Raw genomic sequence first — 13,729 nt, 5'->3', positions numbered from 1 at the left:
CAGGTGATTGGCGGAATGGTGGTGGTATTTGGAGCAGCCGCGCTGATCGGCATCTATCTGATCTGGGTGGCGGGACTGCCGGCATTGGTGCTGGGGGTGGTGGCAATCCTTTCGGCGCTGGCCTATACCGGCGGGCCGTATCCGCTCGCTTATCACGGGTGGGGAGAGGTATTCGTACTGCTCTTCTTCGGTCTGGCGGCGGTATGCGGTACGTATTTTGTCCAGGCCGGCACGCTCAGCATGGCAGCCGTGTGGTCATCTCTGCCGGTTGGTTTGCTGGCGATGGCGATTTTGACGGTCAACAACTTGCGCGATATTGCCACCGACCGTGCCAGCGGCAAGCATACCCTGGCGGTGCGACTGGGTGAGCGCGGCGCCGTGCTGGAATACGGCGTGTGGGTTGGGCTGGCTTATGGGGTGGTGCTGACGGGGGTCATTCTGGGCGTTCTGCCCCTTGCGGCGCTGCTCAGCCTGCTCAGTCTGCCGCTGGCAGTGCGCCTGATGAAGCAGGTAGCCCGGACGCGCGGGCGGGCGCTGAATCCCCTGCTGGCAAAAACCGGTCAGCTGGAATTGCTGTTTGCGTCCTTGTATGCGGCTGGTCTGCTGTTCAGCCGCTGGTGGAGCGGTTTTTAACCTGCCAGGGGCAGAGCAGGCGTTCCAATCCGTCCACGGTGAAATAAAGCCCCAGTCCTAAAATACTCATGGCGATTACGCCGGCATACATGGCCGGATAATTGAACAGGGTGTTGCCGTTCAGGTAGATGTAATACCCCAGCCCCCGCTGGGTGGCAAATAATTCAGCAATATACAGTACGGCAACCGCCGTACCGACCGACTGGCGCAGAGCGGTCAGGATGCCGGGGATGCTGGCGGGTAGAAACACAAAGCGGAAGAGCGCCAGCCTGCCCGCTCCCAGACTGCGCACACTGCGAATCAGTTCCGGGTGCAGATTGGCGGCTTGATCGCGCACCAGGACCAGAATCTGGAAGAATAAAATCAAATAAATCACCACAATTTTGGAAAGGTCGCCGATGCCCAAAAAGAGCAGCACTACCGGCACGAAAACCACCTTAGGGATGGGGTAGAGAATGTAGATGATGGGCGAAAAAAACGCGTTCAGGCGTTTGAACTGCCCCAATGCCAGACCGGCCGGCGCAGCAGTGAAAATTGCCAGCAGCGTGCTGGCAGCCACCCGCGACAGACTGGCGAAGAAATGGCCGCTCAAGTTACCGGTGATTGTTTCGTTCCACAGGGTGATCAAAACGCGGTCGGGTGGCGGCAGGATCGGCTGGTTGACCACCTTCGCAATCACCTGCCAGAACAGCAGCAAGCCAGCGCTGGCCAGCAGCAGATCGCGGCGTTTCATACTCCCTCCAAACGCTCGCGCAGGTGACGGCACAGGGCGCGGTAGGCGTCCGTTTCACGGTAGCCGGGCTGCAGGTTGAGGGGGTTTTCGATGATCTGCGCCGTGCGGTTGGGCGGCTGATTGAGCAGTAAGATTTTTTGTCCCAGCAGGGCGGCTTCTTCAATGGCGTGGGTAACCAGAATCAGCGTCAGGCCGCCTTCCTGCCATAATTCCAGTGTCAGGCGCTGCAATCCCTCACGGGTGGGCGCATCCAGCGAAGAAAACGGTTCATCCATCAGCATAACATCCGGGTTGAGGGCCAGCGTGCGGGCAATGGCGGTACGCTGGCGCTGTCCACCCGAAAGCTGCGCCGGATACTGACCGGCGAAGGGCAGCAATCCCAGCCGTTCCAGCCATGGCTCTACATCCAGTGTGCGCTGATAGTCGGCCGGGGCATGGACGCCATCCGGCCCGTAAAAATTGCGCACCCGCAACCCCAGCCGGGCGTTTTCGCGCACGGTTGCCCAGGGCAGCAAGCCGTAATCCTGAATGATCAAGCCGGTTTGCGGACGCGGGCGGGTGAGCGGCTGTCCATCCACCCGAATACTGCCCTGCTGAGGGCGCAGCAGACCGGCAATCAACGAGAGCAGGGTGCTTTTGCCGCAGCCGGAAGGCCCGATGACCGCCCAGGCTTCGCCGCGCTGTACCTGCCATGAGAAATTTTCGAAGATCGGCAGCGCGGGCTGGTAGCCAAAGGTGATTGAGTCGATTTCAATCATCACAATTTGTGAAAAAAAGAGGCGTTGACAAGCCACCCATGGCTTTCTTAAAGTCGAAGGCTGTCATATTGCGACCTGCCAGCGCCAACAGATGTCGGTTTGGAGAAGTCCATTTTCAAATCCCTTTGAACATTCTCAGCCCCGTCCTGCGCCTCCCCCAATATCGCGTGAGCGATATTGGGGGAGGTGGGAGGGGGTTCGTTTTGCCACAATCCAGTTTTTGGATGGATACCAAATATTTTTAAAAACAACCTTTCAGGATTTTCCAGAAACTTTGAGAAAACCATTCCAAGCCACCCCTTTTGGGGTAACCCTTTCAGGGCAACAAGCTCCCATTGACACAATCAGTATAGGCCAGGTCTTTGTTCAGGTAACCCTTTTCTTTGACCCATGCCAGCGTATCGTCAAATTGGGCCTGAGTGGGAACCCCCTTGAGCGGGTAGGTAGGTACTTTGAAACTTTCGGCCAGTGGAGCAGGCACCATCTTTTGTTCCACCATCAAACCGCTGTACTTTTGCGGGTCGGCGTTGATGAGGGTCACGGCTTCTTCAATGGCAGCCAAAAAGGCGCGCACTGCCTGCGGCTGCTGGTCAATGACTGCCTTGCGGAAGGTGATCAGGCTGAAGGAGTATTCCGGGCGCAGGGTATCATCCAGCACAACCGTTGCGCCTTGCTGCGCGGCAAGGGTGGAAAACGGCTCCGGCAGCATGGCGGCTTTCAACTCGCCGCTGGCGAGCAACGCCAGCCGGTCGGGGATTTTTGGAACGGCAACGGTCTGGATTTCATCCCCGCTCAGTCCTTCGGCCTGCAGCAGGCGCTCGGTCAGATATTCGATGACGGTAGCCTGCGAGACGCCCACGGCAACGCCTTTCAAATCGGCAGCGCTTTGAATGCCGCTGTCTTTGGCGGCTAGAATACGGAACAGGGCTTGATCGGCTGTGGCTGTGCGGGCAAAGCGGACTGCCTGAACCTGAATCTGATCCTGATTAAGGAACATGACCGAAGCCAGTTCGTTGACCATGCCGTCGGCCTGACCGGCTGAAATCAATTGATCGCGTTCGGGAGCCGAGCCAACCGGAATCAGTTCAACGTTGACGCCGTTGTTGGTGAACAAGCCCTCTTGTTGGGCAACCACCATCGGTAAAACATCCAGAATAGGCAGCACCGCCACTTTGAGGGTGACCACTTCGGTGGGCTGGGCCGGGCTGCAAGCCGAAACCAGCAGGCTAAAAAGGAGAACCAGTAGCGCAAATTTATGTTTCATCCAGTTAATCCTCTCAGGCGACAGGGTAGAGATTTCAGCAGAACCTGAAGTTCCACTGCGAAGGAATTATACTCCGCTCCGAAACATTAACTGGTCAAATGGCTAAGGTTTGCACCTCCTTCAGCAGGATGAGGTCAACCCAAGGCCGCAGTATATTCAACAAGGTTGTTATGGATCGGGCGTATTGCTTTCAGCAGAAAGACGAAGTGAAATCATGCTTGATTTTCAAAATCCATTTCAGGACTCCTTTTCAGGGTATCACGGACGGGGCAATCCCCATCATGTGGATAGTTTCAAGCAAGCGCTGAAGCTTTTTGAACATGCTCGTTTTTCGGCGGCTTTTTACGGCCTGAAGAATGCCCTGTGCCGCCGCCTGGGCCGCCTGGTTGATCTCAATCGTCTGCCGGCCAGCCGGGTCAGCAACCGACACTATGGCGGTATTCGGGCGGTGCTGATTGATCAAATTCACGGCACGCTCGGCCGTAGTGAGGATTTCGACGATCAATTTCACCCGTTGGATGAACGCAGCCGCGACCGCTGGGTGGCGATTGCCATGCTGCGTTTTCAGGGGCAGCCGCTGGATGCCGTCAAACTGATTCAGGTCGGTGACCATTATTTCGTCGAAGACGGGCATCACCGCATTTCAGTTGCGCGCGCCTTGGGTCAGGCGGTGGTGGATGCCGAAGTCACTGTATGGGAAGTCAACGGCGGGCTGCCATGGCAACCCCAAACCGCCAGAGGGGAAACGAGCGCAGCAGTGCCGGAAGGAAGCCATACTCGCCTGCTGGGCGCCTGATTCGCCCTACAACCCCATCTTTTTTCTTGACCGATTGTCATCCAGGCAAGAGCAGCCTCTCCCCCAAGGGGAGAGGCTGTGTTGGTGAGGAAATATCCAGGTGGATCAGGTTGGCGCTGTGAATTGGTCAGCGCAGCCGGAAGCGTGCCACCAGCATGTTGAAGGTGTTTGCCATCTCTTGCAGCGAGTTGGCAGCCGCAGCCACTTCTTCCACCTGCGCGCTCATCTCTTCCACCGAGGCGGAAACTTCCTCAACTGCGGCGCTGTTTTCCTCGCTGACCGAGGCAATCGTTTCAATGGCGATGTTAACCTCGTTGGAGCCGATTGCCATTTGTTGGGCGGCAGCCGTGTTCTGGGTCACAATCCGTGAGACGGCATCCATTGCGCTGACCAGGGCACTGGCGGATTGGTTGATCTGCTGCACTGCTTTGGAAGTCTGTTGCGACTGATCCAGCACCACCTGCGCCGATTTCAGGATGCTTTCCAGCGCGCTGCCGGCTTCGTCTGCCTGACGCACACCTTCTTCCACCTGTTGAGCGCTGACCTGCATGGCGGTGACGGCTTCGTGAACGGTGTTTTGAATGTTGTTAATCAGCGTACTGATTTCGCGGGTGGAGGCGGCTGCCCGCTCGGCCAGTTTGCGGACTTCGTCGGCGACTACTGCAAACCCTTTGCCGTGTTCGCCGGCGCGCGCGGCTTCGATGGCGGCGTTGAGCGCCAGCAGATTGGTTTGGGCGGCAATTTCTTCGATGGTTTCAACGATGAGGGTAATCTTTTCGGACTGCTCGCCCATCTGCTCCACTTTATCGGCGGAAAGCGCTACCTGATTGCGGATGACCTCCATTCCTTTCAACGTAGCGTTGACCTTTTTGGCGCCGCTTTGGGCGTATTCGGCCGCCTTTGCGGCTTCTTCACTGCCGGACAGCGAGTTATCCGCCACCCGGCGCAGGGCGGCGCTGATTTCGGCGGTGATGACGGCGGCCTGTTCGGCTGCGGTGGCTTGTTCTTTGGAACCCTGCGAAACATCCTGAATGGCGTTTGCCATTTGCTGGAAGGTAGCCGTTGTCAACCCGACCGACTCGGCTTGTTGAGAGATTCCACTGGTCACCTGCTGCATGGTGGTGGCAATCTGGCTGGCAGCCTGCCCGGCCTGCTCGGCGGCCAGGGTCAGCTGGCTGGAAGCCGAGAGCAGACTTTGCGCGTTTTCGACAATCTCTGCCACCAGCCCGCGCAGATTAGCGGTCATTTGCACAAAGGCGTGTCCCAGCCGGTCTTTTTCGCTGCGGGGTTGTACCTGCACCTGCAGGTTGCCGCCGGCAATTTGCCCGGCGACCCCAATCATTTCGCGCAGAAACTCGGCTGCCTGATGGGTTTCGCGGGCCACGAGGCCAATTTCATCGGCGCGGTTGAGGATGCGCTGGTCAAGGCGCAGGTCATCTTCCAGTTCGCCGCGCGCCATGTGCTGCAAGGATTGGGTAACAGCCTGCAGCGGTTGGGTCAGGCTGCGGGAATACTGCAGCAGTACCCCGGCCAGCAGCACCGCCGCCAGCAGGATGACCACCGCCAGCGTGATCATCAGCGCTGAAACGCGCTGCTGCACCAGCGCCTGCGGCACAAAGGTGATCAGCGTCCAGCCGCTGGCGGGAAGTTGAGCAAAGGCGGCATATACCTGCCCGGCGTTGCCAAACGGGTCTTTGATCAACCGATAGCCGTAGGATGTGGCTGCAGATTGTTCCAGAATGGGCTGCAGTGCCCCGCCGAACAGGGAGGCGGCGTTGACTTCCAGCAAGCCTTCGACCGAATCAGCTGCCAGCCGGTAATCGTCTATGCCGAGAATGTTGCCTTCCTCATCAAAAAGAATGGCGTGGGCCTGCCGGTTGTATTCTTCGCTGGCGGCAATCCCTTGCAGCACTTGATTGAGAGCCTCGGTGGAGATGTCGGCGGTGGCAATCCCCCAGAACTTGCCATCCCGGTGAAAGGGGACCGAGATGGTGGTCATCAGGACATTTCCCAAACCCTCGTCGAAATAAGGCGGCGTCCAGAAGGGTTTGGGGCTGGTCTTGCCGGGCGCATACCAGACAGCGTCCAGATAGTCCTGATCGGTGGTCACGACGAAATCGGGCTTGCCGTTGTCGTACCAGTGGTAGGCTGCCAGCAGCTGCTGATCGGGCTGGTAGGTGTAGGGTTCAAAACCCGCCCAGGTACCGTAAATGTCCGGGTTGCTTTTGAGGATGGCGGCCATGCGCTGGTTGAGAAGGTCCAGATCGGGCTGCGGGTCGGCTTCGATGCTGGCGGCCAGTTGAACCGGTACGCGGGCAATGGCGGCCAGAAAGCCGTCCATCTGGTTGGCTTTGGCGAGGGTGTAGTCCATCAGCCCGCGCTCGACCTCGGCGCGCACGGCGTTGGCGCTGACCAGTACGCTGACGACCCCGGCAATCAGCAGCACCAGCACCACTCCAGCCAGCAGGGTCAATAACTGGTTGCGGATGGAACGATTGAAAAAGTTGAACATGGTCACTCCACTGTAAAGGGTTTGAATGGTAAAGAGAGAATTCTCTAAAAAGCCGATTAAGCCGGTATCAAATTAACACGGTCCATCAGCAGCGTCCATAAATGGGCTGTAAAAGCGGTCTAAATTAGGCGTAAAAGCGGCTGTCTAAAAGCAAGGGGCTGCCTCAGACAGGAGGACAGACGAAGGCAGGTAGGCGGGAAGGAAAAATAAAGACCTGTTCAGGTGTTTGGAGAGAGCCGCGCGCCTTATCCTCTGCCTGCTTGCCGGTTGGCACACTATCGTTATAATATTAGTAAACAAAGTAAATATTTTGAATCGCGTCGAAAACAGATGCTATGAAACGTTTTTATCGGATTTCCGCCTTCCTTTTTATTCTTTTGTTTGCCCTGAACGGTACGGTCATTGCCCGCCCCGCCCTGCAAACCGACTTCTGCCAGACCGTCACCGACATTCCCCGGGCAGAGTGTGAGGCACTGGCAGCCTTTTACATCTCCACCGGCGGCGACGACTGGAACGTCAACATCGGCTGGCTGACCGACACTGAGGCAGCCAGCTGGTACGGTGTGCAGGTTGTGGATAACCGGGTTGCCCGTCTCACTCTTGCCAACAATAACCTGCAGGGCAGCCTCCCGCCCGAAATTGGCACCCTCAGCGGTTTAACCGAAATCGTCCTCAGCCATAACCAGTTGAGCGGCAGCCTGCCGTCCGCCATTGGCGGTCTGAACCAGCTGACCATCCTTGATTTGAGCGGTAACGATTTTAGCGGTGGATTACCACCAGAATTATTTACCCTGACTTCGTTGCAGTACCTCTACCTTGACCATAATCAGTTCAGCGGCGTAATACCGGCGGCGATTGGCAATCTGACTGCTTTGAATGTATTGTGGCTGAATGATAATCACCTGCTGGGTTTTCCGCCTGCCGGTCTGACCAACCTGACGGCACTGTTCAACCCCGGCTCGCTCCAGCCCGGGAATCTAGATGGGTTGGACTTGAACGAAAACCGTTTTTGTGTACCGGATGGCTACCCCGTGCCCGGCAACCCTTTACACCAATTCCTCAGCCAGAAAGATCCCGATTTCCACCTGCATCAGACCTGTACCCCAATTTTTGAGGTATTTTTGCCGATGATTCGGCGTTAAGCGGGCAGAGGTTAATTAAAAATCACCCTATCGGAGTGGAATTTTTCTACCCGATTACTACACTTCGATTTTTGAATATGCTACAATTTAACCGTCCCATACCTTAGACGGAGGTGAATATGTCCACTTTGAAGACGACCCTGACCGGTTACGCCGGCTACCGCGGACGGGAGGGTCACTGGAGCTTCCTCTTACACCGCATCACCGGCCTGGGGGTGGTGCTGTTTCTCACCATTCACATCATTGATATTGCCTTTGTGTATTTTCGGCCGGCCTTGTTCCTGGAAGCGCTGGCGCTTTACCAGACCACCCTGTTTGGGATTGGCGAAATTGCGCTGATCTTTTGTGTGTTTTTCCACGGCGTCAACGGGCTGCGGATTGCCTACTTCGATATGTTCAAACCGGGGATGTGGAGCATTGAGATGCAGCGCAAATCCACCCGCACCACCCTGATCATCTCCATTATCCTGTGGTTGCCGGCGGCGTTCTGGATGGTGCGCAACATTCTCTTTCACAACTACGGAATTGCCCTGTTTGGCGGGTAGGAGGTAAACATGGCTGCGACAACAGAAACCGTGCGGCGGGTTAAAGTCAAACCCAATTACGAAATGATTGCGTGGAAATGGATGCGTTATTCGGCTTTTGCGCTCATCCCGCTGGTGTGGATTCACGCCATTTTGCAGGATGTGGTGGTAGGTGTGCATGCCATGGATTTGGGCTACGTGGCCGAACGCTGGGCAAGCATTTTCTGGCGGGTGTTCGATGCCCTGCTGCTGGGATTCGCCTTCGCGCACGGAGTCAACGGGCTGCGTCAGGTGCTGAACGATTTTATTCACGGCGAGCGGGGGCGCAAAATTCTCAACTGGGGGCTGTTCATCTTCTGGCTGGTCGTTTTCCTGATCGGCGCCATTGCGCTGATTGGCGGCGTCAATCAACAATTTCCGCTGGAATAGCGGTTGGATGAGGGAGTAAAAATATGACCCAAACGCATGTGTTTGATGTGATCATTGTCGGCGGCGGCGGAGCGGGCTTGATGGCGGCGCTGAACGCCTCGCGCGGGGCAAAGACGGCGGTACTCAGTAAACTGTACCCCACCCGCTCACACACCGGTGCGGCGCAGGGCGGTATTGGTGCGGCGCTGGGCAATCTGGAAGAGGATCACTGGGAGTGGCACGCCTTCGATACCGTCAAAGGCAGTGATTACCTCGGCGATCAGGATGCCATCGAGTTCATGTGCCGTGAGGCGGTGCAGGCCGTCTATGATCTGGAACATTTTGGGCTGCCATTCTCGCGCATGCCGGACGGGCGCATCGCACAGCGTCCTTTTGGCGGTCACACCAACAACCTGACCAAAAAACCGGTGCGCCGCTCGTGTTATGCGGCCGACCGCACCGGCCACATGATTCTGCAAACGCTCTACCAGCAGTGCATCAAAAACGGCATCACCTTTTATGATGAATTTCAGGTGCTGGATTTGATCCTCTCGGACGGCAAAGCCGCCGGGGTGGTGGCGGTGGAACTGGCTACCGGCGAACTGCACGTTTTTCACAGCAAGGCGGTTGTGCTGGCCACCGGCGGGCACGGGCGCATGTGGGAGATCACCTCGAATGCCTACGCCTACACCGGTGACGGTGTGGCCATCACCCTGCGCAACGGCATCCCGGCCGAGGATATGGAGTTCTTCCAGTTTCACCCCACCGGCATTTACAAATTGGGCATTCTCATCACCGAAGCGGTGCGCGGCGAGGGCGGTATCCTCTTCAACGGCAAGGGCGAACGCTTCATGGAACGCTACGCACCCACCATCAAAGACCTGGCCTCGCGGGATGTGATCAGCCGCGCAATTTATCTTGAAATTAAGGAAGGGCGCGGCGTTGACGGGAAGGACTACGTCTATCTGGATGTGCGCCCGGAAACGGTCAATAAATATGCCGAACTGGACGGGCGTACCCGCCCGGACGGCACGCCCTACCGCGTTACGGCGGAGGAAATTCTCTCCAAAATTCCGGATATTACCGATTTTTGCCGCACCTACCTGGGGGTGGATCCGGTCAAAGACCCGATGCCCATTCAGCCCACCGCTCATTACGCAATGGGAGGCATTCCCACCAACAAGTTTGGTGAGGTGGTGATTGACGGTCAGGGGACGGTGCTGCCCGGTTTGTACGCTGCCGGCGAGTGTGCCTGCGTTTCGGTACACGGCGCCAACCGGCTGGGTACCAATTCTCTGGTGGATCTGGTGGTGTTCGGCAAGTACGCCGGCATCAAAGCCGCCGAATATGCCAACGGTGCCGACCTGCCGCGCCTGCCGGCCGATCCCGCCGGGGGTGTGCGCCGCCAGCTGGACAACCTGCTCAACGGCAGCGGACGGGAAAAGGCGGCCCAAATCGGGCGCGAGCTGCGTAAAGTCATGTCGGACGATGTGGGTGTGTTCCGCACCGAAGAGGGCTTGCAGCAGGCGGTTGAAAAAGTGCGCGAACTGCGCGAGCGCTACAAGCAAGTGCGCGTCAGCGACGGCGGTAAAATCTTCAACACCGAGCTGCTCAACACGTGGGAATTGGGCTGTCTGCTGGATGCCGCGCTGGTGACGGCTGTTTCGGCGCTGGAGCGCAAGGAAAGCCGCGGCGCCCATGCTCGCGAGGACTACCCGCGCCGCGATGACGAAAACTGGCTCAAACACACCCTGGCCTGGCTGAACGAGGACGGCAGCGTGCGTTTGGATTACAAGCCGGTGGTGATCACCCAATATGCGCCGAAAGAGCGCGTTTACTGATGAGCACACAACCATGGAAGTTCGCATGAGAATATTCCGTTTCAACCCGGAAAAAGACCGTAAGCCGCGTTATGATGTCTTCACAGTCGAGGCACAGCCGACCGACCGGGTGCTGGACGTGCTGGAGTGGATTCGCGGGGATGTGGACGGGACACTGGCTTTCCGCCGTTCGTGCGCGCACGGCGTGTGCGGTTCGGATGCCATGCGCATCAACGGGCGCAATTACCTGGCCTGCAAGGTGCTGCTGCGCGATTTGGGCACCACCGAAATCACGGTTGAGCCGCTGCTCGGCCTGCCGGTGATGAAAGACCTGATTGTGGATATGCAGCCGTTCTTCGAGCATTACAAATCGGTGATGCCCTATCTGGTCAACGACGAGCTGCCGGCGGACGGCAAAGAACGCCTGCAATCGCCGGAAGAGCGAGAGCGCTTCGACGACACGACCAAGTGCATTTTGTGCGCGGCGTGCACCACATCCTGTCCGTCGTTCTGGTCAAACGGGCAGTATGTCGGCCCGGCGGCAATTGTCAACGCCCACCGCTTTATTTTCGACAGCCGCGATCAGGCGGCTGCCGAACGGCTGGAAGTGCTGAACGAACAGTTTGGGGTGTGGCGCTGCCGCACGGCGTTCAACTGCACCGAAGCCTGCCCGCGTGAAATTAAAATCACCCAGGCGATTGCCGAGGTCAAGCGCGCCATTCAAACCGGGCGGATTGAATAACCCCCTGAAGGTTTGGGCGAAGATGCGGCGCACCCCTTTGGATTTCCGAAAGGGGTGCGTGGTTTTTATGCCGAACCGGGTGATCTTTGTGTGGCGAGAACCTGCTTGAGGACCTCCGGCAATTCCCCCACATAGGTCAGCACCAGCCGTTGACCGGCGCGGGTTGTAGCCATGTACAATTTTCTTGTGTTGGTGCGAATCATCTCTTCTCGTTCTTGGTCGGAAAGACGCAGCGATTGTTCCTGCTCAAACAATTCGCGCAGTCCGCACAGAAACACAATTGGGCTTTCTAGGCCGGCCCCAGCGTTGAGGGTGGTAATGCGAACATAATTGCCGGGAAAAGTGTCTTTCGGATCCATGGCCGTGCCTTTACCCGCTCTTCGGTTGATTTGTTCGATTAACCGTTTGACCCCTTCACCACTGGCATGCAATATGAGCAAGTGCTGACGAGGTACACCTTGCTTTAGTAATGCAGCAACTTCATTTGCCACCCGGGTGATCTCGTCCTGCGGATTTTCCAATACCAGCAATTGGGGAATTGCACCACTGGGCATCTGAGTCAGGTCGGGATGGAGGATTTCTTCTTCAGGGGTGTCGGTGCAGCGCAAACGATAAAAAAGCGTGGCGAAGTTAAGAATTTCGAGCGTGGTGCGGTAACTCTTGACCAGATGATGGGTTCTGCCTCGGGCTTCGATGCCCAGCGACTTCCAGCTGGTGCGGCGGCCAAGGAATCCCTGGGTCGGGTCAGCAGCCAGGCAGAGATGGGCAGTGCGGTTGCGTAAGGCTTTGCGAATCAGGTCGAACCACAGTGGGGCAAAGAATTGGGCTTCATCTACCAGAATAAAATCGTACTGTGGAATTTGCAGGTGGCCTTCCTGTTCCCACTCCCAGACCCGGCGCGGGACATCGCTCCAGTCTATGGCGGCTTGTTCCTGTAACAGCGATTGATAAAACAGAAACGCCTCCCAAACCTGGCGGCGTTGTTCTGCGTTTAGTGCAAAACCGCGACCCCGCCGATCGGCGTTGAGGTAGTCTTCCAGCGACATGGGCAACTGATCTTTGATCCAATCCACTTCACTGATGAATAAATTAAGTGGGATGCTGGAGTTAGCCAGTCTGTCCTGCCAGGTTTTTTCTAATAGAGAGAGGCGTTTGTAATGGGGGAGTGGTTCTATCCATTTGTTTTGACTGTTCAACCATATGCGGTAGCACCAGCTGTTGAAGGTCGCCCATTCAATATTGGCGGGTTGTTTTCCTTCGAGCAGAAAGAAGCGGTGCTGTAAGTCGTGGCTGAGCGGACGGTTATGGGTCAAAACCAAAAACTGTCTTTGTGGGTAAAGGTGATAGAGCAAACGCAGGCGGTAGAGCAAAATCAGGGTTTTGCCGCTGCCGGCAACCCCATTGATGATATTGACGCGAAAATCGCGGGTTAACATCTCGTCTGTTTCGGGGAGTTCAAGGTCACTTTTCAATGCGCTTTCCTGCCTGTAATCCAGCAGAAAATCGGTCAGGCCGGCTTCCAGGCGGCGGCTATCCGGTTGGCGCACGGTTAAATTGGCCGGTATGACAATTTCGGGGCTGAAATACTGGCGGAGGGTTTTAATCTGTGAAGCGGAAAGGCTTTGGGCAGGTAAAAATTGCTGCCAGATTTGCTCATTTTCGGGTTGAAGGATTTCGCGACCTGCCCAATGAATCTGCGCCTCGGAAGTTGCCGGCCGGCTGACGCTCAGCTGCGCTTGATTGAGGTTGGGAAAGACGACCAGCAACCCCACGGCAGCTTCCTGTGGAAGAGGCGCAGAACGAAGATAGTTAATCAAAACCGCTTCTTCTGCAAGGCCGGCGGGTGGACGTTGGTCATCAATCAGGCGCAATTGTGCTGCCACACTCATTTGATCACGCCTGGCGGTGCTGACCTTGACCAGTAATGCCCGCGCATCTCTTGTGACCATTAAGAAATCGGGGGTGTTTTCCTGCCAGGGGGCCAGATGATGCCAGATGTAATAGGAATCCGGCAGGGATTTGAGAGCGCGGAAGACACTCAGTGTTTCGGGGGGTAGAGATTGAGGCGGAGTTTGCGGCAGGATGTGTGCCATCTTAACTCAATGACCCGTTGGAAAGGGAGAACCTGTCACATTGCTCCACCAAACTGCGCAGTAATTGGAAGGATTCTGCCAGTTTTTCGTCAGGAGGGGGATTCTTAAGGAGATGTTGGCTGCCGAGCAGGATCAGTTTGGTGCGTGGGCGGGTGACGGCCACATTCAATCTCTGGGGCTGCAGTAAAAAGTCCGCCACCTGAACGGCAAAATTCATGCTGGAAGTGGTGAGGGAAACCAGCACCACCTCACGTTCCTGACCCTGCATGCGCTCTACCGTATCGGCGACGATTTTTTTCCACCA

General features: G+C 56.8%; 13 protein-coding genes. 7 read left to right on the top strand and 6 right to left on the bottom strand.

Annotated features, from left to right (window positions below):
- The coding region (menA, locus tag ACWIZX_RS05905; protein ID WP_448335128.1) for a 1,4-dihydroxy-2-naphthoate octaprenyltransferase at nucleotides 1–633 on the top strand (633 nt) is incomplete at its 5' end.
- Here menA and ACWIZX_RS05900 read toward each other — a convergent pair.
- From ACWIZX_RS05900 to ACWIZX_RS05890, 3 genes are all read right to left on the bottom strand, one after another.
- Nucleotides 608–1,366, bottom strand: a complete 759-nt coding sequence (locus ACWIZX_RS05900) for an ABC transporter permease (protein WP_448335127.1) — start codon at nucleotides 1,364–1,366, stop codon at nucleotides 608–610. The genes menA and ACWIZX_RS05900 overlap by 26 nt on opposite strands.
- Nucleotides 1,363–2,124, bottom strand: a complete 762-nt coding sequence (locus ACWIZX_RS05895; protein WP_448335126.1) for an ABC transporter ATP-binding protein — start codon at nucleotides 2,122–2,124, stop codon at nucleotides 1,363–1,365. The genes ACWIZX_RS05900 and ACWIZX_RS05895 overlap by 4 nt, the downstream gene beginning before the upstream one ends.
- 316 nt (nucleotides 2,125–2,440) lie before the next feature.
- Nucleotides 2,441–3,388 carry an ABC transporter substrate-binding protein gene (locus ACWIZX_RS05890; protein WP_448335125.1) on the bottom strand — a complete coding sequence of 316 codons (948 nt, stop codon included), beginning with the start codon at nucleotides 3,386–3,388 and terminating at the stop codon, nucleotides 2,441–2,443.
- Nucleotides 3,389–3,602: 214 nt separating this feature from the next.
- On the opposite strand from ACWIZX_RS05890, the gene ACWIZX_RS05885 reads away from it, so the two are divergent.
- On the top strand, nucleotides 3,603–4,184 hold the full coding sequence (locus tag ACWIZX_RS05885) for a hypothetical protein (RefSeq protein WP_448335124.1): 582 nt from the start codon (nucleotides 3,603–3,605) through the stop codon (nucleotides 4,182–4,184).
- 127 nt (nucleotides 4,185–4,311) lie between these two features.
- On the opposite strand, the gene ACWIZX_RS05880 is transcribed toward ACWIZX_RS05885, so the two are convergent.
- Nucleotides 4,312–6,696, bottom strand: a complete 2,385-nt coding sequence (locus tag ACWIZX_RS05880) for a methyl-accepting chemotaxis protein (protein WP_448335123.1) — start codon at nucleotides 6,694–6,696, stop codon at nucleotides 4,312–4,314.
- A 335-nt stretch (nucleotides 6,697–7,031) separates the two neighbouring features.
- Between ACWIZX_RS05880 and ACWIZX_RS05875 the strand changes: the two genes are divergently transcribed.
- The 5 genes from ACWIZX_RS05875 to ACWIZX_RS05855 all read left to right on the top strand — a co-directional run bounded on the left by ACWIZX_RS05875 (nucleotide 7,032) and on the right by ACWIZX_RS05855 (nucleotide 11,332).
- Nucleotides 7,032–7,838, top strand: a complete 807-nt coding sequence (locus ACWIZX_RS05875) for a leucine-rich repeat domain-containing protein (RefSeq protein WP_448335122.1) — start codon at nucleotides 7,032–7,034, stop codon at nucleotides 7,836–7,838.
- A gap of 119 nt (nucleotides 7,839–7,957) precedes the next feature.
- Nucleotides 7,958–8,383, top strand: a complete 426-nt coding sequence (locus tag ACWIZX_RS05870) for a hypothetical protein (protein ID WP_322792438.1) — start codon at nucleotides 7,958–7,960, stop codon at nucleotides 8,381–8,383.
- Nucleotides 8,384–8,392: 9 nt separating this feature from the next.
- Nucleotides 8,393–8,791 carry a succinate dehydrogenase, hydrophobic membrane anchor protein gene (locus ACWIZX_RS05865; protein ID WP_322792439.1) on the top strand — a complete coding sequence of 133 codons (399 nt, stop codon included), beginning with the start codon at nucleotides 8,393–8,395 and terminating at the stop codon, nucleotides 8,789–8,791.
- Nucleotides 8,792–8,814: 23 nt separating this feature from the next.
- Nucleotides 8,815–10,611 (top strand): FAD-dependent oxidoreductase, encoded by a 1,797-nt coding sequence (locus ACWIZX_RS05860; RefSeq protein WP_448335121.1) that lies wholly within the window; start codon nucleotides 8,815–8,817, stop codon nucleotides 10,609–10,611.
- A gap of 13 nt (nucleotides 10,612–10,624) precedes the next feature.
- Nucleotides 10,625–11,332, top strand: coding sequence for a succinate dehydrogenase iron-sulfur subunit (locus tag ACWIZX_RS05855; RefSeq protein WP_448335120.1), 708 nt, complete (start codon nucleotides 10,625–10,627; stop codon nucleotides 11,330–11,332).
- Between the two features lie 65 nt (nucleotides 11,333–11,397).
- Here the strand turns inward: ACWIZX_RS05855 and ACWIZX_RS05850 are convergent, their stop codons facing one another.
- Together ACWIZX_RS05850 and ACWIZX_RS05845 are read right to left on the bottom strand one after the other, a co-directional pair.
- Entirely contained in the window at nucleotides 11,398–13,425 is a 2,028-nt protein-coding gene (locus tag ACWIZX_RS05850; RefSeq protein WP_448335119.1) for a UvrD-helicase domain-containing protein, read from the bottom strand.
- Between the two features lies 1 nt (nucleotide 13,426).
- Nucleotides 13,427–13,729, bottom strand: a 303-nt coding sequence (locus tag ACWIZX_RS05845) for an AAA domain-containing protein (protein WP_448335118.1), incomplete at its 5' end; no start/stop codon positions are given.

The sequence above is a fragment of the Bellilinea sp. genome, from assembly GCF_053501535.1.
Note: the sequence above shows the minus strand (reverse complement) of the source record. Positions and strands in the feature narration are given on the sequence as shown.